General features: G+C 66.3%; 16 protein-coding genes. 2 read left to right on the top strand and 14 right to left on the bottom strand.

Going from position 1 to position 19740, the window contains the following annotated elements:
• Nucleotides 1-51 precede the first annotated feature (51 nt).
• From BDI24065_RS01070 to betC, 3 genes are all read right to left on the bottom strand, one after another.
• Entirely contained in the window at nucleotides 52-1191 is a 1140-nt protein-coding gene (locus BDI24065_RS01070) for a porin (protein WP_175029612.1), read from the bottom strand.
• A gap of 258 nt (nucleotides 1192-1449) precedes the next feature.
• Nucleotides 1450-2415 carry a choline ABC transporter substrate-binding protein gene (gene choX, locus BDI24065_RS01065; RefSeq protein WP_175029611.1) on the bottom strand — a complete coding sequence of 322 codons (966 nt, stop codon included), beginning with the start codon at nucleotides 2413-2415 and terminating at the stop codon, nucleotides 1450-1452.
• A gap of 45 nt (nucleotides 2416-2460) precedes the next feature.
• Complete coding sequence (betC, locus tag BDI24065_RS01060; RefSeq protein ID WP_175029610.1) at nucleotides 2461-3996, bottom strand: choline-sulfatase; 1536 nt, start codon at nucleotides 3994-3996, stop codon at nucleotides 2461-2463.
• Nucleotides 3997-4248: 252 nt separating this feature from the next.
• Between betC and BDI24065_RS01055 the strand changes: the two genes are divergently transcribed.
• Both BDI24065_RS01055 and purU read left to right on the top strand, forming a co-directional pair.
• On the top strand, nucleotides 4249-5154 hold the full coding sequence (locus BDI24065_RS01055; RefSeq protein WP_041493195.1) for a choline sulfate utilization transcriptional regulator: 906 nt from the start codon (nucleotides 4249-4251) through the stop codon (nucleotides 5152-5154).
• Nucleotides 5155-5323: 169 nt separating this feature from the next.
• On the top strand, nucleotides 5324-6208 hold the full coding sequence (gene purU, locus BDI24065_RS01050) for a formyltetrahydrofolate deformylase (RefSeq protein ID WP_175029609.1): 885 nt from the start codon (nucleotides 5324-5326) through the stop codon (nucleotides 6206-6208).
• 18 nt (nucleotides 6209-6226) lie between these two features.
• Here purU and BDI24065_RS01045 read toward each other — a convergent pair whose 3' ends face one another.
• The 11 genes from BDI24065_RS01045 to BDI24065_RS00995 all read right to left on the bottom strand — a co-directional run bounded on the left by BDI24065_RS01045 (nucleotide 6227) and on the right by BDI24065_RS00995 (nucleotide 19683).
• Nucleotides 6227-7219: a DMT family transporter gene (locus BDI24065_RS01045; protein ID WP_175029608.1), complete on the bottom strand. Its 993-nt coding sequence runs from the start codon at nucleotides 7217-7219 to the stop codon at nucleotides 6227-6229.
• Nucleotides 7220-7386: 167 nt separating this feature from the next.
• Nucleotides 7387-8004 (bottom strand): TetR/AcrR family transcriptional regulator, encoded by a 618-nt coding sequence (locus BDI24065_RS01040; protein WP_175029607.1) that lies wholly within the window; start codon nucleotides 8002-8004, stop codon nucleotides 7387-7389.
• Between the two features lie 91 nt (nucleotides 8005-8095).
• Entirely contained in the window at nucleotides 8096-8272 is a 177-nt protein-coding gene (locus tag BDI24065_RS01035) for a hypothetical protein (protein ID WP_175029606.1), read from the bottom strand.
• Nucleotides 8273-8429: 157 nt separating this feature from the next.
• Nucleotides 8430-10085, bottom strand: coding sequence for an APC family permease (locus BDI24065_RS01030; RefSeq protein WP_175029605.1), 1656 nt, complete (start codon nucleotides 10083-10085; stop codon nucleotides 8430-8432).
• 179 nt (nucleotides 10086-10264) lie between these two features.
• Nucleotides 10265-11128, bottom strand: a complete 864-nt coding sequence (locus BDI24065_RS01025; RefSeq protein ID WP_175029604.1) for a glycine betaine ABC transporter substrate-binding protein — start codon at nucleotides 11126-11128, stop codon at nucleotides 10265-10267.
• 133 nt (nucleotides 11129-11261) lie between these two features.
• Nucleotides 11262-12410: a hybrid-cluster NAD(P)-dependent oxidoreductase gene (locus BDI24065_RS01020; protein ID WP_175029603.1), complete on the bottom strand. Its 1149-nt coding sequence runs from the start codon at nucleotides 12408-12410 to the stop codon at nucleotides 11262-11264.
• A gap of 30 nt (nucleotides 12411-12440) precedes the next feature.
• Entirely contained in the window at nucleotides 12441-13682 is a 1242-nt protein-coding gene (locus BDI24065_RS01015; protein ID WP_175029602.1) for an aromatic ring-hydroxylating oxygenase subunit alpha, read from the bottom strand.
• Nucleotides 13683-13734: 52 nt separating this feature from the next.
• Nucleotides 13735-14520, bottom strand: a complete 786-nt coding sequence (locus BDI24065_RS01010) for an electron transfer flavoprotein subunit beta/FixA family protein (protein ID WP_175029601.1) — start codon at nucleotides 14518-14520, stop codon at nucleotides 13735-13737.
• Nucleotides 14517-15686: an electron transfer flavoprotein subunit alpha/FixB family protein gene (locus BDI24065_RS01005; RefSeq protein WP_175029600.1), complete on the bottom strand. Its 1170-nt coding sequence runs from the start codon at nucleotides 15684-15686 to the stop codon at nucleotides 14517-14519. Before BDI24065_RS01005 ends, BDI24065_RS01010 begins: the two co-directional genes overlap by 4 nt.
• A 4-nt stretch (nucleotides 15687-15690) precedes the next feature.
• The gene (locus BDI24065_RS01000) at nucleotides 15691-17616 is read right to left on the bottom strand and encodes a (Fe-S)-binding protein (protein WP_175029599.1); all 1926 of its coding nucleotides are present in this window, start codon (nucleotides 17614-17616) and stop codon (nucleotides 15691-15693) included.
• Nucleotides 17617-17619: 3 nt separating this feature from the next.
• Nucleotides 17620-19683 (bottom strand): NADH:flavin oxidoreductase, encoded by a 2064-nt coding sequence (locus BDI24065_RS00995; protein WP_021160633.1) that lies wholly within the window; start codon nucleotides 19681-19683, stop codon nucleotides 17620-17622.
• Between the last annotated feature and the right edge of the window lie 57 nt (nucleotides 19684-19740).

The following is a 19740-nucleotide window of genomic DNA, read 5'->3' as shown; positions in this document are numbered from 1 at the left end:
CGCCAAAGAGAGACCTCTCGCTGAAGACGTCGCTGCCCCACCCCATCCCGTTCAGAACGAATGCCGCATCCCGATCCGCACGTCGGCCTGCGTCTGCGTCGTCGACGGCGTGAAGCTGTAGCCGATCACCGCATCCACGCCTTGCGACGCGCGCAGGTAATCGCCGGAGATGTACACATCCGTGCGCTTCGACAGCAGGTAATGCAGGCCCGCCGTGCCCTGGTTCCAGTGATGGCCTTCGAAGCGCGTGTGCTGGTAGCCGGCAATGAGGCTCAACGCCGGCGTGAACTGGTACGAGCCGCCGCCTTCATAGACCTGCATGTGCGACGACTGGCCGAAGCCCTTGATCGTCGTGTACGAGAAGTTGCCGTCGAGCGTCAGCTTGCCGATCGTGTAGCTCGTGCCGATGCCGAACGTACCCTGGCTGTCGACGTCCATCGGCGTGTTCGCGAACAGGTCGGTGCGTGCGCCGGTCGCCGGATCGACGGTGACGGTCTGCTGGCCGAGGAACGTGTGCGTGCCGATCATCGCGTACGGATCGAACGCGTAGATGCCGTTCGGGTTGTTCAGGCGCGTGTACGCGGCGCCGATCGAGAAGTCGCCCTTCGTGAAGCTCGCGCCCGCGCTCCATGCGCTGTTGCGGTGGAAGTTGCCCGCGACGTTGCCGAACGAGTACATCGCGCCGAACTTGAAGCCGCTGAGGTCGTTCGACAGGAACTTCACCGAGTTCGGGAGACGGTCGCCGTTGAAGCGGTCGAAGTCGCCCTGGTGAATCGCGTAGCCGCTGCCCCACGCGGAGATGTTGTAGATCGACACGAGTTCGTTCGTGATATCGAGCTGGTTGCCGAACGACAGCGTGCCCCAGTCGTTCTGCAGGCCGACATACGCCTGCCGGCCGAACTCCGAGCCGCCGAAGCCGAGCTGCCCGGTGCCGAGGCGGAAGCCGCTCTCGAGGGTGAACACGGCCTTCAGGCCGCCGCCGAGATCTTCCGTGCCCTTGAGGCCGAAACGGTTCCCGTACGCGACGCCGTCGTCGAACTTGACCACGTGCGAGCCGCCCGTGTTGTTCACGTACGTGATGCCCGCGTCGAGAATCCCGTACAGCGTCACACTGCTCTGCGCATGCCCGATGGCGGGTACACAGGCCGCGCATGCAAGCGCGGCGGCTACGGCAACTTTCGTGTGCTTCATTATCGACCACCCTCCCTGAACCGTTCGATGGAAAGAACCTCGTCCCGGCGCGTGCAACGATGCGCCGGTGGATTCGAATTCAGTACGCCCGCTGGCTTCGGCATTTCGTTTTCCGCAATAACGCAGCCATTGGCGAAAAATACAAACCCATATTTCGGGTCACCCGTCTGAAGGCGACACCAAATGGTCACGATGCGACCGGTCGGGAAAACACGTAGACGGCGGCACGGTAAAAACCGGCCGCCCGGAGGGAGGAAATCAACGACCGTCGAGGGCCGCGCGCACGGCCGGCAGGCCCGGTGCGCCGGCTGCCGTCGTCACGCCGTCCAGCCAGCCGGCCAGCAGCGCCGGGTCGGCCTTCAGCGCATGCTGCGCCGCGAGCGCGGGCGAGGTCTTGTGGTCGAGCATGTCGGCAATCATCCGGTTCTCGACGTCGACGGAAAACGTCATCTGCCGGAACAGCCGCGCCAGGTTCGTACACTGGCCGGCGAACCCGGCGCGCGTGACCGTATTGACCGTCGCGCCGCCGTAGTTCGGGCCGAAATACGCATCGCCGCCCGACAGGTAGGTCAGGTGGAACTTCGTGTTCATCAGATGCGGCTCCCACGCGAGAAACACGATCCAGTGCTTGTCGCGTACCGCGCGCTCGACCTGCGTGAGCATGCCCGTCTCGCTCGATTCGACGAGCGACCAGTTCGCCGGGCCGAGCGCATGGTCGGACAGCAGCCGCTTGATGTTCTGGTTCGCGGGTGCGCCGGGCTCGATCCCGTAGATCTTGCCGCCGAAGCGGTCCGCGTAGCGCGCGAGATCGGCGAACGTATGCACGCCGGCGGCCGCCACGTAATCGGGCACGGCAAGCGTGAACTTCGCGCCGCTCAGGTTCGCGTGCAGCACGTCGATCGACTTCTCGTCGACGAACGGCTTCACGAGCGGTGCCTGCGCGGGCATCCAGTTGCCGAGGAACACATCGACCTGCCCTTTCTTCAGCCCCTGGTACGTGATCGGCACCGACAGGTTAGCCACGTCCTGCCGGTAGCCGAGCGCCTTCAGCACGACGCCCGCCATCGCGTTCGTCGCATCGATATCGGTCCAGCCGGGCGCCGCCATCTTCACGTCGCTGCACGTCTGCGGGTCGGCCGCCTGCGCGGCCTGCGTGGTCATCAGGCACGCGGCCGCGCCAAGCGCCGCGCCGATCCGGATTGCTGCATTGCATTGCCGTTCCATCGTCCGCTTCCTCCGTCGTTCGTCAATGTTCGCGATGCGGGACGCTCAGCGCCCGACGCGCGGAAAGCGCGCCATCGCCTCGAGCGTGTCGAGTTCGATGTGATTGCGCATGTAGCGCTGGCTCGCGTCGGTGAACGGCTGCCAGTCCCACGCCTGGATGCGGCCCTGCGTCGTCGCCGCGTAATGGAAGCGCCGGCGCCGCTGGCTCGCGCGCACCTGCCGGTCCAGTTCCGGCAGGTTCCAGCGTTGCGCGGCTTGCGCGCGGAATGCGGCGAGCACATCGGCCGCTTCCGGCGTGCCGGCGAGGTTCGTCAGCTCGCGCGGGTCGTCCGACAGGTTGTACAACTGGTCGGGATCGAGCGGGCAATGCACGTACTTCCAGTCGCCGCGGCGGATCATCACGACCGGCGCGACCGCGCCTTCCGCGAGGTATTCGCCGAGCGCGACGTCGTGCGCCGGCGTGCCGTGCAGGTGCGGCACGAGGCTCGCGCCGTCGACCGGGTCGGGCCAGCCGCCGGCCGGCGCGGCGCCGGCCAGGTCGACGAGCGTCGGCAGCAGGTCGACGTGCGACACGGGCCCGCGCACGCGCGCGGCGTCGAAGCGGCCCGGCGCATGGACGATCAGCGGCACGCGGCAGCCGCCTTCGAAGAACGTCATCTTGTACCAGAGCCCGCGTTCGCCGAGCATGTCGCCGTGGTCGGACGTGACGATCACGATCGTGTCATCGGCGAATCCGCACTGTTCGAGCGCGGCCAGCACGCTGCCGAACTGCGTGTCGACGTAGGACGTCGCGCCGTAGTAGGCACGGCGCGCGGCGCGGATCTGCGCGTCGGTGGGCGGCGTGCGGTCGTTCTCGCAGACGAAGCGCAGCCGCTGCGAATGCGGGTCGCTGTCCGCCGCATCCAGGTGCACGGCCGGCATGTCGATCTCGTCGTCGCTGTATCGATCCCAGTATTCGCGCGTGATCGCATACGGATCGTGCGGATGGGTCAGCGACACGACCATGCAGAACGGCCGCGCATCGTGCCCGGCCGCACGCTCGCGCGCGACGTCGTACAGCTTCTGCTTCGCCGCGAACGTGACTTCATCGTCGAAATCGAGCTGGTTCGTGCGCACGCACGGGCCGGCCTCCAGCACCGAACTCATGTTGTGATACCAGCTCGGCCGCTCGGTCGGGCTGTCCCAGTCGGGCACCCAGCCGAAATCGGCCGGATAGATATCGGTCGTGAGCCGCTCCTCGAAGCCGTGCAGCTGATCGGGCCCGCAGAAGTGCATCTTGCCGGACAGCATCGTCCGGTAGCCGCCCGCGCGCAGGTAGTGCGCGAACGTCAGCGTTTGCGCCGGCAATTCGGCGGCGTTATCGTAGGCGCCGATCCCCGACGGCAACTTGCCCGTCAGCAGCGAGAAACGCGACGGCGCGCACAGCGGGCTCGCGCAGTACGCGGCGTCGAACACCACGCCTTGCGCGGCGAGACGGTCCAGCGTCGGCGTGCGCGCGACGCGATTGCCGTAGGCCGGCAGCGCGAACGGCGTGAGCTGGTCGGCCATCAGGATCAGGATGTTGGGTGTCGGGTTCGTCATCGGCTGTCGTGGGGAAAACGGTGTTCGAATGGAACGGCGCGCCGCTCGCGCAGCGAGACGTCCGGCATGACGGAAGCGGCTCGAAGAAAGTGCCGCACCTGCGGCCCGCGACTGGCTAGAATCGCGGAATGCCTTGCGCGGCGGCCGTGAAACGGGATGCGAAGCGCGCATGCCGTACCGTCCGAAGCACTATCACCCGCCCGAATTCGCGCGGGTAGGCGTCCGGCCCTTATGGGGCCATTAGAGAGACTTATGTCGAAATCCGAACCGTTACCGTCGATGCAGGCGCTGCGCGCGTTCGAATCGGCTGCCCGGCTCGCGAGCTTCACGGCCGCCGCGCGCGAGCTCGGCTCCACCCAGCCGGCCGTGAGCCAGCAGGTGTTCCAGCTCGAGGCCGAACTGGGCGTGCCGCTGTTCGAGCGCAGCCCGCGCGGCGTCACGCTGACGGCCGACGGCCAGTGCCTGTACGAAGCCGTGCGGCTGAGCCTCGACACGCTGCGCGGCGCGACCGCGACCCTGCGTGCGCGCCGCGAGCATGGCGCGCTCACGATCGTCACCGACTTCGGCTTCGCGACCTACTGGCTGATGCCGCGCCTGGCCGGGCTGAAGCGCGTGATGCCGGACGTCGACGTGCGCGTCGTCACGTCACAGGATTACGACGCGCAGCGCGACCATGGCGACATCGCGATCCTGTTCGGCGACGGCCACTGGCCGTCGTGCACCGCCGCACGGCTCTTTCCGGAATCGGTCACGCCCGTCTGCTCGCCCGCGTTCCGCGACGCGCACCCGCACGTCGCGCGGGCCGAGCACCTGCTCGCGATGCCGCTGCTGCACGTGCAGCCGACGCGCCCCGAGCGCTGGCTGTCGTGGTCCGGCTGGTTCGACGCGCACGGCCTCGATACGGCCGCCGCCGCGCGCGGCGTGACCTTCAACAGCTACGCGCTCGTGATCCATGCGGCGCTGCTCGGCGAAGGCGTCGCGCTCGGCTGGTCGCCGCTCGTCGACGAACTCGTCGCGTCGGGGCAGCTCGTGAAGCTCGTCGATGCGCCGGTCGTCACGTCGCGCGGCTACTTCCTGGTGCGGCCGCCCCAGCGGCCCGAGCCGGACGCGACCCACGTGTTCCGGCGCTGGCTGCTCGACGCGTGCGCGAGCGCGTGACGGGCCCTGCCCGCCCCCGCGTGCTGGCGCGCCGATACCAGCCACACGGCGCGTTGGTTCTATCCGCCCCAAAATCGTCCTGATTTACTTGAGCCTCCCGCTACCCGCGCGGCGCGGCGCCTTCGTGCGCCGCCGCACGGCCGTGCGCCCATGCCATCCGAGGAGTCTCATGACCGCCGAGCACCGCCCCGATCAATTCGTCCTGACACTGTCGTGCCCGAGCGCGGCCGGCCAGGTCGCCGCCGTCGTCGGCTTTCTCGATCGCCATCGCTGCTATGTCGATGCGCTGAACGTGTTCGACGACGATCTCAGCAACCGATTCTTCGTGCGCTGCGTCTTTCATCCGACGGATGAAACGCTGCAGATCGATGCGCTGCGCCAGGAATTCGCGCCGATCGCAGCCAGCCTCGGCGGCCAGCAGGGCGACATGCAGTGGGCGATCCACGACGTGAACGCACGCCCGAAGGTGCTGATCATGGTGTCGAAGCTCGAGCACTGCCTCGCGGACCTGCTGTTCCGCTGGCGGATGGGCGAGCTGAAGATGGACATCGTCGGCATCGTGTCGAACCATCCCGACTTCGAGCCGCTCGCCGCGCAGCACGGGCTGCCGTTCCGCCACTTCCCGATCACCGCCGATACGAAGGCGCAGCAGGAAGCGCAGTGGCTCGACTTCTTCGAGACGAGCGGCGCCGAACTCGTGATCCTCGCGCGCTACATGCAGGTGCTGTCGCAGGAGACGAGCGCGAAGCTCGCGAACCGCGCGATCAACATCCATCATTCGTTCCTGCCCGGCTTCAAGGGTGCGAAGCCGTATCACCAGGCGCATGCGCGCGGCGTGAAGCTGATCGGCGCGACCGCGCACTTCGTCACCGACGATCTCGACGAAGGCCCGATCATCGAGCAGGTCGTCGAGCGCGTCGATCATGCGCTGCGCCCGGAGCAACTGCTCGCGGTGGGGCGTGATGTCGAATCGCTCACGCTCGCACGCGCGGTGAAGGCATTCATCGAGCGGCGCGTGTTCCTGAACGGGGATCGGACGGTGGTGTTTCCCTAACGCACGAACGCACGACGTTCACGTGGAAGCCGACGGCACGCGCGCGGGCGTCGTGCCGATTCGACGCGCCCTGCGCCGCAGGTACAGGTTGTTCAGGATCAGCGCCGCGCCCGTCAGGGCAGCGCCTGCGATCTGTGCACGATTGGGCACGACGCCCGTGAATGCGGAAACGGCGAATGCCGTGATGGGCACGATGTCCATGAACAGCACGCCGTTCATCGGCCCGAGAATCCGGTTGCCCGTCATCCACAGCAGGATCGCGCCGAAGCCGGCCACCGGCCCCATGTACGCGAGATCCGGCAGGACCGCGTGCACCGCGGCGAGTGACGGCGCCGCAATCCGGTGCGTGACGATCAGCAGCAGGTTGACTGCAACGATCGTGGTCAGTCCGAGCCACGTCGTGAAGGTCGTGTATTTCAATGCCGACCAGCGGGTGAAGCGCGCCGCGCCGAACGTATAGACGACCCAGCACAACGCACCGACGACGATCAGCGCGTTGGCCGCATAGTGCTGCGGTTCGTGCAGCGCGGCGATCAGGTCGCCGCGCGTGATGACGAGCGCCACGCCGGTAAAGGACAGCACGACGAACAGCACCGACGCCGGCGCAGGCGCAACACGCCGCACCAGTGCGTTGAGCAGGAGCCCCATCATCGGCTGCGTCGCCATCATGATCGACGCGGTCAGCGCGCCTTCGTCGCCGGCCAGTTGCTGGCCCAGGAACACGAACGATCCGAATCCGCAAAAGCCGATCGACCCGAGCAGCCACGCGAGCGCCACGGGCTCGCCGGCCGAACGGAACGCACCGGGCCCTTCGACGATCCGCAACAGCACGATGAAGCCCGTGCCGGCGATCAGGTAGCGCAGCGACGTGAACGTGAAGGGATCGATGGTCCGCAACGCATCGGTCATCACCGGAAACATCACGCCCATCAGGATCGTCGCGGTCACACATGCGACGATGCCTTTGCCGTACGCGCTCACGGCAGGGGTTGCGAGTGTCGTGTTATTCATGACTGATCATTCCCAAATTAATTGAAAAATGATGCCGGTGCGGCTGTGCGCAGCGGCAGCGTCGTATCAACTTCGTTGCTGTCCTTGCCTGCCCTTCACGGTCTCGATGCGGACACCCGGATTGCCCCACATTTGAAACCAGTCATTCTCAAAATAATCAAAAAAAATCAGGTCAGCGCCCGCATCGCGATATCGACGATCGATGCCAGTTCCGCCTCCGACGCACTCGACTTGCCCAGCACGCGCATGCCCTGGATCAGGCACAGCAGGAACCGGCCCACCTCTTCCGGATCGAGATTCCGGTCGAAATCGCCCGACTGCTGGCCGCGTGCGACGGCCAGGCTGAATTGCGTGCCGATGCGCAGCAGCGTCGATTCGATGTATGGGCGCAACGCGTCATCGCCGGGCAGGAGTTCGACGGCCGAATTCGTGATGAAGCAGCCGCGTCGCTCCGACAGCCGTACACCGATTTCCGTGTAGTACAGCAGTGCATCCCGGAGGGCCTGCCGCGGCGGCAGATCCGCCGCGAGACGCTCCTTGAGCCGTGCGATCGCGCCTTCCGCATAGCGATCGAACGCGGCGACCAGCAGCCCGTGCTTATCGCCGAAGGTGCGGTACAGGCTGCCGCGAAAGACGCCGGTCGCTTCGCACAATGCGTCGATCGACGTCGCGTGATACCCCTGCTCCCAGAACACGCGTGCTGCCGCGTCGATCACCTCGTCGGTGTCGAATTCGCGTGGACGCCCCCTGTCACGGGCGCCGGAAGATGTCGGGGTCGGGCTCATGGTTGTCGATATTAGAACCGATCGTTCTCAAAATCAAGCGCCCATGCCCGGTTGTATAGCCGGGCTCCCGAAATGGCATACGCCGACCCGATCAGGATGTCGACGGATCGAAGTCGGGAAACTGCTGCCTGGCGGCCGCGGACGAGAGGTAGGACACGCCGCGCTCCAGCGCCCCTGTACGGATCAGCTGACCACACGCGCGGCAGCGATAAAGCTCGGACTGCATGGGCTCATTCACCGCCACCTCATCGTAGTTCGAGGTGGGCAACGGGAATTTCCGGCAGGTGGAACACGGCATCACGATTTCCCGGCGGCAGGCGTCCTGTCATGCCGGCATTATCGCGTTTGACGTGCCGCGGTCGCGCGACGGCCCCGTGTGCGGTTTCCGGAGCCATCGCGTGCCGCGGCACGCACGCATTACCTTGTCACTTCACCCACGCGAAGTAATACGACAGCCAGATCGTCAGCCCCGCGCCAACCAGCGCAACGTAAGGCATCAGGCTCAGCCACATCGCGCGCTTCGGCACTTCGAGTTCCATGTCGCGCTGCATCTGCGCGGGGAAACGGCCGCGATCCTGCCAGTAGTGGCGGAACAGGAACACCGGCACGATCAGCAGCATCGCGATCAGCCCGTTGCGCAGCGTGCCCTCGCCCTGCAGGTTCGCACCTGCGCCGACGTACACGAGGTTCGCATACCCGCAGATCGCGCCGCCGACGAGCAGCCACGTCGGGCAGCGGAACGGCCGATCCCAGTTGCCACGATCCATCCGGTGGATCCAGCCCGACTGAAGATTCAGGAATACGAACAGCATGTAGCAGACGTTCGAGATCGACAGCACCGTCATGTAGTCCGACATCATCAGCAACACGAGGTTGAAGCCGAGATCGGTCCACATCGCGCGCGTGGGCGAGCCGTGCTCGTTCACGTGCGACAGGTACTTGGGCAGCCAGCCGTCGACCGATGCCTGGTACAGCGTGCGCGACGAGCCCATCATCGACGTCATCACGATCAGCAGGATCGACAGCATCAGCATCACGACGACCGCATTCGCGACCCATGCGCCGCCGCCGACGATCTTCGCCATCGCAGCCGCGACACCGGTGCCGTCGCCGATCGACGGATCGAGCATCGCCTGCGTACCGAGCGCGCCCTGGAACGCCAGCGGCACGAGCGTCATCACGACGAGACACAGTGCGCCCGACCAGAAGATCGCCTTGGCGGTATCGCGACGCGGGTCACGGAATTCACGCGTGTAGCAGACGGCCGTTTCGAAGCCGTACGACGCCCAGCCGGCCATGAACATCGCGCCGAGTGCCATCGTGACGCCCTGCCCGTTCCACGAGCCGAACGTCGCAGCCGTGAGATTGCCGTGCGCGTCGTGACCGAGCGGCAGCAGCGGGAGCAGGTTCGACATCGGCACGTCGCCCGTGACGAACGGCACGATGCCGACGATCAGCAGCGGCGTGAGCGATGCGATGCCGAGAATGCGCTGCGTGCGCGCAGCCTTCGATGCACCGCTGTGCTGAAGCTTGAACGTAATGAGAAGCAGGATCGTCGCGATGATGAACGTCGCATTGATCCGCAGGGACAGACCCGGCTTGATGAACCCGAGATCGGCAACCTTGAGCTGCCAGTGCAGCACCGCCGCATCGGCGGGAAAGAGACTCGTGAGCGCATAGCTCGCCGCGAGGCCGCAGCCGAGCGCGAGCATCGGCGACCACGCGAGCCAGTTGCACCACACGGACACCGGGGCAATCAGCTTGCTGTAACGAACCCAGCCGATCGCGCCATACACGGACGCGCCGCCCGATTTATGGGGAAATAGCCCTGATATTTCCGCATAAGTCGCGCTTTGAATCAGCCCCATCGTGATCGCGGCGATCCAGATCGCCCACGCAGGCTGGCCGATCGTCGCGCATACGCCGCCGATCGTGAACAGCACGCCTGCCGGCACGCCGCTCGTTACCCAAAAAGCGTCTTTCCAAGTCAGGCCACGATGCAGCGTGTGGCCCGTCGAATCATGTGAGATGGTTGCCTCAACATCACTGGTGCGGTTCGCACGCAGTCCTGCCTGACTCATCCAATTCCTCCTGTGATGACTCCGCACAAGGGCGCTAGTGTAACAAGTTACGCACTTTTTTGCAGAATCAAAAAAATAATTCCGGGATAAGGTCGTATCGCAGTGCGATTATTTTGCACTCCTGCCAACCTTTCCCGGACTGTCTCTTTATCTAATTATCGAGGCGATTCATCGCCGGCTTACTGCGCGCCTTCCGTCCACGCATTCACGCGATCCGCGTGCGCGGCGATCCACGCATCGGCGGCCGCTTCCGGCTTCGAGCCGTTCTGGATCGCGAGCATCACGCTGTCGATTTCACCCGGCTTCCACTGGAATTTCTTCAGGAAAGCGACCACCGGCTTCGCCTTCGTTTCGAGCCCCGGATTCACGACGCTGTCGACGTGCTCCGCGCCGCCGAACACCTTCTTCGGATCCTCGAGGAAGCGCAGCTTCCACTTCGCGAACATCCAGTGCGGCGCCCAGCCCGTCACGATGACCGGCTTGTTCGAACCGACGGAGCGCGCCAGCTCGGCCGTCATCGCACCGCCCGAACTCGGCATCAGCGTGTAGTTCAGGCCGTAGCTCTTGATCGCATCGTCGGTCTTGCGCATCACCCCCGCGCCCGCGTCGATGCCGACGATGCGGCCACCGAAGTCACTCTTCTCCGCGTTCAGATCGTCGATGCTCTTCGCCTTTACGTACTCGGGAACAATCAGGCCGATCTTCGCGTCGGGAAAGTTCGCGCCGAGATCGACGACCTTCGCCTTGTATTCACCCCAGTACGAGCCGTGCGTGACCGGCAGCCATGCGGACAGCGTTGCGTCGAGATCGCCGCGCGCGACGCCCTGCCACATGATCCCGGCGGCGACCGGCACGAGCTGAACCTGGTAACCGAGCTTCTTCTCGATCACGCGCGCCGCGACATTCGACGTCGCCACGCTGTCATCCCAGCCTTCGACGTAACCGATCTTCAGCGTGGGCTTCGTGTCGGCGAGCGCCGACGCGCTCAGCGCCACCATGGCCGACAGTGCGCCGGTCCACAACAGTTTTCCGAACAGCTTCATGGTCGATCTCCTTGATATGCGCCTGCGCGCGTTGTCTCTCTAGGTTCTTCAACCACAAATCCGCGGTATCGTTGTTTTCCGACGGATGCTTGTCCGGGCGCGACGCGCCCGGACAGCCGATGGCGCGTTGCGACTACTTGTCGATCACGAGATCCGACAGCGGCTTGCTGCAGCACAGCAGCACCATCCCCTGATCGATCTCGCGCTGGCGGATGCCGCCGTTGTGCTTCATTTCGACCTGCCCCGACACGAGCTTCACCTTGCAGGTGCCGCACATGCCCTGCGTGCATGAAGCCGGCAGCCGCACGCCCGACTGGCGTGCCGCATCCAGCACGTGCTGCTCCGAGCCGCACGCAATCTCGCGATTGCTCTTTGCGAAGCTGACCGTGTACTGCTTCGTATCGGTGTCGGCGCCTTCGGCCGGCGGCGCGAGATCGGCGAGCAGCTCGTCGCTTGCGGTTTGCGCGAGCGTCTCGAACGAGAAGCTCTCCTCGTGATACTGCTTGCGCTCGAAGCCGGCTTCGTCGAGCAGGTCGCGCACGGCCTTCATGTACGGCGCGGGGCCGCACGTGAAGATCTCGCGCTCCATGAAATCCGGTGCGATCAGCTTCAGCAGCGGCAGCGTCAGGAAGCCCGTGACGCCCGGCCAGTTGGTGCGCGCACCGACGCGCTCGACGACGAACGACGTGCGGAAGTTCGTGTGGTTCGACGCGATCAGGTCGAGCTCGCGCGCGAAGATGATGTCGTCCGGCGTGCGCGCGCTGTGCACGAACAGGATGTCGCGATCCTCCGCGAGATCATGGTGCGCGCGGCTCATCGACATCAGCGGCGTGACGCCCGAGCCGGCCGACAGGAACAGGTACTTGCGCGCCGGATGCCGTGCGCACGTGAATTCGCCGGCCGGGCCGAGCACGCGCACCGGTGCGCCCGGCTGCAGGTTGTCGTGCAGCCAGTTCGACACCTTGCCGCCCGGCACGCGCTTCACGGTGATCGACACCGTGTGCGGCCGCGCGGGCGACGACGAGATCGTGTAGCAGCGGTTGATCGTTTCGCCGTCGATGTCGAGCTCGAGCGTGAGGAACTGCCCGGGCTCGAACGAGAACGAGCGGCCCTGCGGCGAACGGAAGAAGAAACTCTTCACGTCGTGCGTTTCCTGCCGCACATGGCAGCACACCAGCGTTTCCTCGACGTCGCTCGTCCAGCGCTCGGGAAGGCCATTCCAGAACGCCGGGCGCGTGACCCGGCTGTCCGTCGGCTCGAAGTTGGCCGCATCTCGCATCATGTCTGACTCCGCTTGTCCGCTGCTGTACGCTTATTCGCCGGTTTTTTCGGCGAGCCGGCCGATGTACCAGGCCGAGAATTTTTCGACGAGACCTTCCGTGAACGGCGAATACGGGCCCGGCTCGTACGCGCTGCTGGTCGCGCCGCGCTGCGAGAATTCGACGAGCGCGCGATCCTGGTCGTTGGTCGCGTTCCACACGGCCGTGAGGTTCTTCACGTCGTAGTCGATCCCTTCCTTCGCGTCCTTGTGCACGAGCCACTTCGTGCGCACCAGCGTCTTGCCGGCCGACAGCGGGATCACCGAGAACGTCACGATGTGATCGCTCATGAAGTGGTGCCACGAGTTCGGCTGGGTCCAGAACGACAGCCCGCCGAGGTCCGCCTTGTCGAAGCCGCCGAGCAGCTTCTTCGACGCGACCTTCGCATCGAGCGTCTGCGATTCGCCGTGACGATCGAGCGGCAGGCGCTGCGTGCGGAAGCCCGTCACGTCGAGCAGCTTTTCGATCTCTTCGGACGGCAGGCCCATCTCGGCCCACTCCTTGCCGCGCCGCACGCACGTTTCAGCGAATGCATCCATGCCTTCGGCGTTCGCATCGGAACGCTGGTAGCCGAAGCCGTATTCGTACAGCGAGATGGTGAGCTCCGGATGGTTCGCGACGCAGTGATAGCACTCGCGGTTGTTCTCCATCGTGAGCTTCCAGTTGCCTTCCTCGATGATGTCGATCTGCGCGGCGATCTTCGTGTTCGGCAGATCGTGCGGCAGCAGGTACGGCTCCATCTCGGCGCGCAGTTGCGCGAAGTCGGCGGGCGGCTCGTCGGCGAGGCACACGAAGATCAGGCCCGCGAGGTTCTCGACGTGCACCGATTTCAGGCTGTGCTTGCAGCGGTCGAACTTCTCGCCCATGTGCTCGGCGAACATCAGCTGGCCCGTCAGGTTGTAGGTCCAGCTGTGGTACGGGCACACGATGTTGCCGACCGAGCCCTTGACTTCGTTGCACAGGCGCGCACCGCGGTGACGGCACACGTTGTGGAACGCGCGGATCGCCATGTCGTCGTCGCGCACGATCAGGATCGAATCGCTCCCCAGTTCCACGGTCACGTAGTCGCCCGGCTCGGGAATGTCCGGTTCGATCGCCACCTGGATCCAGTGCTGGCGGAAAATCGCCTCCATGTCGAGCGCGAAGATGTCCTCGCTCGTGTAGAACGGCGCTTCGAGGCTGTGCCCTTCCTTGCGCCGCTCGATCAATGCACGAATGTCTGCCGATACTTTCATCGTTTGCTCCGGATTCCTTGCATCCCTGGGTTCTTGCCGACAGGCATCAAAATCAGTAGTCGATGAGCTGATGCTCGCGCAAATACGCGAGGATCACTTGTGCTTTTTCGACCGAACTCCCTTCATTTACGACGTTGCCGCCACGGCTTTCGGTCGTCGTCGCGGACAGCATCCGGGCATGCCCGGAGCGCTTCTCGGCGGCGACCAGCTTTACGGGTTTACGCTCGACCGGACCGACCGTCCACGCGGCCGCATCGGCGTCCGCGCCGGGCGCCGCGAGCGCGGGCCGGATCGCGCCGGCACGCAGCCGCGCATACGCGTAGCGCGGCTCGGCATTGGCCAGCGGATGAACGGCAATGACGACCGGCAGCGCCGCATCGACGCGCCGCCGCAGCCCTTTCGGCAAAAATTGCCGGACGGCCGCACGCCCGCCTTCGACCGTCACGTCGACGGCCGAGCCGACGAGCGGATAGCCGAGCGCCGCGGCGATGCGATACGGCAGCATGCCGGTGTCGTACGCGCCCTCGGCGCGCGTGCCGGTCAGCACGAGGTCGTAGCCCTCGACGCGCGCGGCGAGCGCGTGCACGGCATCGTCATCGTCGCGGCAGGCCAGCACCTCGACCTCCGGTGCGCCGAGCGCGAGATATTCGGCAAGCGCCGCATTCGCGGGGTCGCCCGCATGGATCACGTCGAGCTTCGCGCGATGCCGCTCCGCGAGCTGGCGGCCGGTTTCGAGCGCGGCCGCGTCGTTGCGGCTATAGCGCGCAACACCGCTGACCGAGTGGCGGCCGACGGACACGAGCACCGCGATGCGTTGCAGCTGGCGGGGGGCGTTCATGCGGCGACTCCTTCCGGTTCACGGGTGCCGACCGCGGCCGGCGATTCGCCACGCGCGGCGCGCGCGGCCTGCACCTGTTCGATCAGCGCGGCGATCGTGCCCTGCGCGTCGCCGACCACCGTCAGGTTCGCGCGCTTCGCGATCGGCGCGCTGCCGTCGAGGTTCACCGCAATCACGTGGCGGCAGTCCTTGATCCCCTGCAGGTGCTGCACCGCGCCCGAGATGCCGAACGCGATGTACACGCTCGCCTCGACCGTCTTGCCGGTGGCGCCGACCTGCTTGTCGCGCGTGAAGTGGCCGTTGTCGACCGCGACGCGGCTCGCGCCGATCGCCGCGCCGAACGCACCGGCCAGCCGCTCGAACGCGCCGATGTCGGACACGCCGTTGCCGGCCGACACGATGAAATCGGCTTCCTCGAGCGCAACCTGGGCCGCATCGATTTCGTCGAGGCCGAGATCGCGGTACGGCTGCGCGGCGTCGTGCGCCGGGCGGATGAAGTCGGCGGCCAGGCGTTCGCCCGCACCGACGAACGGCAGCTTCGCGTCGACCGCGTTCTGCGCGAGCAGGATCACGTCGGGCAGCGCACGGGTGGCAAACGCGCGTCCGGCCTGCGCATACGCGCCGACATGCTTCGCGTCGATCTCGACGACGTGCGCCGCGACGCTCGCGCCCGCGGCTGCCGCGTAACGCCGGCCGAGATCGCCGTCGCCCGTCGCGTTGTCGGGCACGAACACGTGTTTCGGCGCGAGTGCCGCCACGCAGGCCTGCAATGCTTGCAACTCACTTTCAGGGTCGAACGCACGGCGATCGAAACCGGCGAGTTCTAGCAGCTTGTCGACGCCCAGTTCCGCCACATCGTCCTTCAGTTCGCCGAACGCGAGCAGCGCGACTTCGGTCTGCGCATCGGCGAGCAAGGCGGCGGCGGCAATGGCCTGCCGCGAATGATCGTCGAGCGCGCCTCGTTCGCTGTGCGCGACCACCAGCATCACGTGCTTCGGATCCTGCACAGCGCGGCGCGGCTTCGCGGCCGCTGCGCCATGACCGTGCACGGACCCGTGCGCGGCGTTCGCATCGGCGCTGCCTTCCTCGCCGAGCGTGATGCGCTTCAGGCCGGCGGCCGTGATGATGAACGGCCGGCGCGGATCGATTCGTTTGATCGTATTCATCGATTCACTCCAGCGAGGCGGCAACGAGTTCGGCCACGTCGAGCACGTCGGGGCGCGGGCCCACGACGCCTTCGAGCATCGCCGTGCAGTTCGGGCAGGCAACCGCGACCACGTCCGCGCCGATCGTGCGGGCGTCGGCGATGCGGATGTCGGGAATGCGCTGCTTGCCGGGGATGTCGGTCAGCGGTGCCCCGCCGCCACCGCCGCAGCAGCGGCCACGCATGCCGTTGCGCTCCATCTCGACGACCTGGATGCCGATCGTCTTCAACAGCTTGCGCGGCGCTTCCGTCTCGCCGTTGTAGCGGCCGAGGTAGCACGGGTCGTGATACGTGGTGCGCTTCTCGCGCAGCGCTTCGACGGCCTTCGGCGCGATCTTGCCGCTGTCGGCCAGCTCCGCGAGGAAGGTCGTGTGATGCTTGACCGTCACGCACAGCCCGAGCGCACGGTATTCGTTGCGCAGGCTGTGCATCACGTGCGGGTCGGCCGTCACGATCTGCTTGTACGACAACGTGCCGAGCGTGCCGATCAGGCGCTTCGCCATCTGCTGGAACGTCGCTTCGTCGCCGAGCCGGCGTGCAACGTCACCCGTGTCGGTCTCGGTCGAGCCGAGCACCGCATAGTCGACGCCCGCCTTGTTCAGCACCGTGACGAACGCACGCAGCGTGCGCTGGTAGCGCATGTCGAACGCGCCTTCACCCGCGACGAACAGCACGTCGACCGGCTTGGCCGGCTGCGCGACGGGCGCGTTCAGGTCGACCGACCAGTCGTAGCGCGCGGCCGTGTCGTAGCCGCCCATCGTGCCGGTTTCACGCAGGTTCGCGAGCACTTCCTGGCCCTTGCCCGGCACCGTGCCGTGCACGAGCGTGCGGTTCCGGCGCATGTCGACGATCGCGTCGACGTGTTCGATCAGCATCGGGCATTCCTGCACGCATGCGCGGCAGGTGGTGCACGACCACAGCGTCTGTTCTTCGATCAGGCCCGACACGATCGGGCCGTTCGGCTCGCCGCGATGCTGGCCGACCGCGAGGCCCGGCGACGGGCTGCCCGCGTACGCCGCATCGGTGCCGCCCGCCATCCCGACGACGAGATCCTGGATCAGCTTCTTCGGGTTCAGCGGCTGGCCCGACGCGAACGCGGGGCACGCGGCTTCGCACTTGCCGCACTGCACGCATGCATCGAAGCTCAGCAGCTGGTTCCAGCGGAATTCGACCGGCTTCTCGACGCCGTACTCCCGATGCTCGATGTCCGGCAGCTTCAGTGCGGTCGGCGGCGTGGCCGTGCCGTTGCCCGTGAACGATTCGCGGGTGGCCGCGAAGCGCTCCTGGCGCGGGTGGAACGCGAGGTGCAGGAGACCTGCGATCGCATGCTTCATCGGGCCGCCCTTCGCGGCGCCGACCGTCATCGTGAAGGCACCGACACCGATCAGCACGGCGCAGAGCACCGCAAACGCACCCGACATCGCGCCGGTCGGCACCAGCATGAACAGCACGAGGCCGAGCGCGAACGAGCCGAGCAGCCAGGGCAGCGTATTCCACGGGCCGCGCGACAGGCGCGCTGGCACGTCTTTCGCCGCGCGACGGCGCCACACGAACACCGCGCCGACCAGCATCGCGAGTGCCGACAGGAAGATCAGCTTGTCGAGCCACGGCGAGTAGATCGCGAGGCCGTAGTTGATGAACACCAGCGCAAGCGCGCCGATCGCGCCGCCGGCCGTCGCGACGTGCGTCTTCGCGATGTACGGATCGCGGGCGACCACGTGGTGCAGGTCGACGAAGTAACGCTTCGGAATCGCGAACAGGTTGGCGATCCCGAACGCGCCGGGCGCCGTCGCGCGGCCCAGGCGCCAGTAGGACGAGCGCTTCGCGACCGCGAACGCGAGCCCCGCCACCGACAGCCACAACAGGGCGGTAATGAGGAAGGACGGATTCATCGTTTAGAAATCCTTCACGAGACGCAGCGAGTCGTAGATCGCACCGTGGACGTTGTGCATCGAGATGCAGTCGCCGACACGGAACAGCAGGAAACGGCCGTTGCCGAGTTCTTCCGACAGGCACGGCTGCGGCTCGGCCGCGAACAGCGTGTGCGGATCGATCTGGCCGCGGTTCACCGATTCCGGCTTGAGCTTCCAGTACAGCTCGTCGTTCGGCGACGAACCGTTCTCGATCACCACCTGGTCGACCGCGCGCTCCTCCAGCTCTTCCGTGTACTCGTTGCGCAGCACGGCGATCAGCTTGCCGTCTTCTTCGTAGACGCGATCGAGCATCGTGTTCGGCGTCGGGATCACGCCGAACGCGTACAGGCGGCGATAGAAGATCGGGAACGTCGTGCCGCCGCAATCGTCGGCCACCTTCACGTCAGGCGTGACGACCTCGACCTTCGAGCCGCGGCTCGCCATGAAATCGGCCACGCCCGCGCCCGCATGCGTGCTCACGCCGTCGAACAGCAGCACGTTCTGCTTCGGCTCGACCTTGCCGGTCAGGATGTCCCACGAGCTGACGGCAAGCCCCTCCGCCACGCCCCAGCCCGGCACCTGCCACGTGAAGCTCGACCCGCCCGTCGCGAGCACGACGATGTCCGGCTTCTCGGCCATGATCATCTTCTCGTCGGCGGCCACGCCGAGACGACGGTCGACGCCCAGGCGCTTCGTTTCCATGTCGAACCAGCGGATGATCCCCGACATCTGCTCGCGCTGCGGCGCCTTCGCGGCGATCATCACCTGCCCGCCCACTTCCGCGTTCTTCTCGAACAGCACCACGTCGTGGCCGCGCAGCTTCGCGACCCGCGCGGCCTCGAGCCCTGCGGGGCCCGCGCCGACCACGACGACCTTGCGCTTCGGGCCGCGCGACTTCTCGATGATGTGCGGCATCGTCGCTTCGCGCGACGTCGCCGCGTTCTGGATGCACAGCACGTCGAGGCCGTTGTACTGGCGGTCGATGCAGTAGTTCGCGCCGACGCACTGCTTGATTTCGTCCTCGCGGCCGTCGCGGATCTTGATCACCATGTGCGGATCGGCGATCTGCGCGCGCGTCATGCCGACCAGGTCGATCATGCCGGTCGCGAGCAGGCGCTCGGCCTGGCCCGCATCGCGGATGCTCTGCGCGTGCATCACCGGAATCTTCACGACCGACTTGATGCCGGCCGCGAGGTGCACGAACGGCTCCGGCGGCAGCGCCATCGGCGGCATGCAGTTGGCGATCGTGTTGTGCGTATCGCCGCCCGAGCCGACCACGCTCAGGTAGTCGATCAGGCCCGTCTCCGACATCGCCTGCGCGATTTCCTTCAGCGCTTCGTGATCGAGGCCGTCCTCGTGGAATTCGTCGCCGCACATGCGCAGGCCGACGCAGAAATCCTTGCCGACCGCCTCGCGCACGGCCGTCAGCACCTCGATGCCGAAGCGCAGCCGGTTCTCCAGGCTGCCGCCCCATTCGTCGGTGCGGTGGTTCGAACGCTTGCTCCAGAACTGGTCGATCAGGTGCTGGTGGGCGGCCGAGATTTCGATGCCGTCCATGCCGGCCGCCTTCACGCGCTTCGCGGCCGCCGCGAAATCGCCGATGATGCGGCGGATTTCCTCGATCTCGATGATCTTCGCGTTGCCGCGGTGCACGGGTTCGCGCACGCCCGACGGCGACATCAGATGCGGCCAGTGCTCGCCGTGGAACGACGAGCGGCGGCCCATGTGCGTCGCCTGGATCATGATCTTCGCGCCGTGCTTGTGCATCGTGTCGGCGAGGCGCGTGAGCGGATCGATGATCTTGTCGGTCGACAGGTTCACCGATTTCCACCAGCCCTGCGGGCTGTCGATCGACACCGGGCTCGACCCGCCGCAGATCGCGAGGCCCACGCCGCCCTTCGCCTTTTCTTCGTAGTAGCGGATATAGCGGTCGCCCGGCAGGCCGCCCGGCTCGGCATACACCTCCGCATGCGCGGTGCTGACGATCCGGTTGCGCAGCGTCAGCTGGTTCAGCTGCATGGGTTTGAACAGGTGGGGATAACGCATCGCTGGCGACCTCTGGCGTTCGAATGTCTCGTGTTGCGGGTGTTGTTCTGTTTCGGT

Origin of the sequence: Burkholderia lata (assembly GCF_902499025.1) — a bacterium.
Taxonomy (GTDB): Bacteria; Pseudomonadota; Gammaproteobacteria; order Burkholderiales; family Burkholderiaceae; genus Burkholderia; species Burkholderia lata_C.
The sequence above is the reverse complement of the archived record's forward strand: the minus strand, read 5'-3'. Positions and strand labels throughout refer to the sequence as shown.

Coding starts and splice junctions, on each gene's coding strand:
- BDI24065_RS01025 (WP_175029604.1), bottom strand. CDS start 11,128: ATGAAGCTGTTCGGAAAACTGTTGTGGACCGGCGCACTGTCGGCCATG.
- BDI24065_RS01020 (WP_175029603.1), bottom strand. CDS start 12,410: ATGATGCGAGATGCGGCCAACTTCGAGCCGACGGACAGCCGGGTCACG.
- BDI24065_RS01040 (WP_175029607.1), bottom strand. CDS start 8,004: ATGAGCCCGACCCCGACATCTTCCGGCGCCCGTGACAGGGGGCGTCCA.
- BDI24065_RS01070 (WP_175029612.1), bottom strand. CDS start 1,191: ATGAAGCACACGAAAGTTGCCGTAGCCGCCGCGCTTGCATGCGCGGCC.
- BDI24065_RS01015 (WP_175029602.1), bottom strand. CDS start 13,682: ATGAAAGTATCGGCAGACATTCGTGCATTGATCGAGCGGCGCAAGGAA.
- BDI24065_RS01010 (WP_175029601.1), bottom strand. CDS start 14,520: ATGAACGCCCCCCGCCAGCTGCAACGCATCGCGGTGCTCGTGTCCGTC.
- BDI24065_RS01030 (WP_175029605.1), bottom strand. CDS start 10,085: ATGAGTCAGGCAGGACTGCGTGCGAACCGCACCAGTGATGTTGAGGCA.
- BDI24065_RS01045 (WP_175029608.1), bottom strand. CDS start 7,219: ATGAATAACACGACACTCGCAACCCCTGCCGTGAGCGCGTACGGCAAA.
- choX (WP_175029611.1), bottom strand. CDS start 2,415: ATGGAACGGCAATGCAATGCAGCAATCCGGATCGGCGCGGCGCTTGGC.
- BDI24065_RS00995 (WP_021160633.1), bottom strand. CDS start 19,683: ATGCGTTATCCCCACCTGTTCAAACCCATGCAGCTGAACCAGCTGACG.
- purU (WP_175029609.1), top strand. CDS start 5,324: ATGACCGCCGAGCACCGCCCCGATCAATTCGTCCTGACACTGTCGTGC.
- BDI24065_RS01055 (WP_041493195.1), top strand. CDS start 4,249: ATGTCGAAATCCGAACCGTTACCGTCGATGCAGGCGCTGCGCGCGTTC.
- BDI24065_RS01000 (WP_175029599.1), bottom strand. CDS start 17,616: ATGAATCCGTCCTTCCTCATTACCGCCCTGTTGTGGCTGTCGGTGGCG.
- betC (WP_175029610.1), bottom strand. CDS start 3,996: ATGACGAACCCGACACCCAACATCCTGATCCTGATGGCCGACCAGCTC.
- BDI24065_RS01005 (WP_175029600.1), bottom strand. CDS start 15,686: ATGAATACGATCAAACGAATCGATCCGCGCCGGCCGTTCATCATCACG.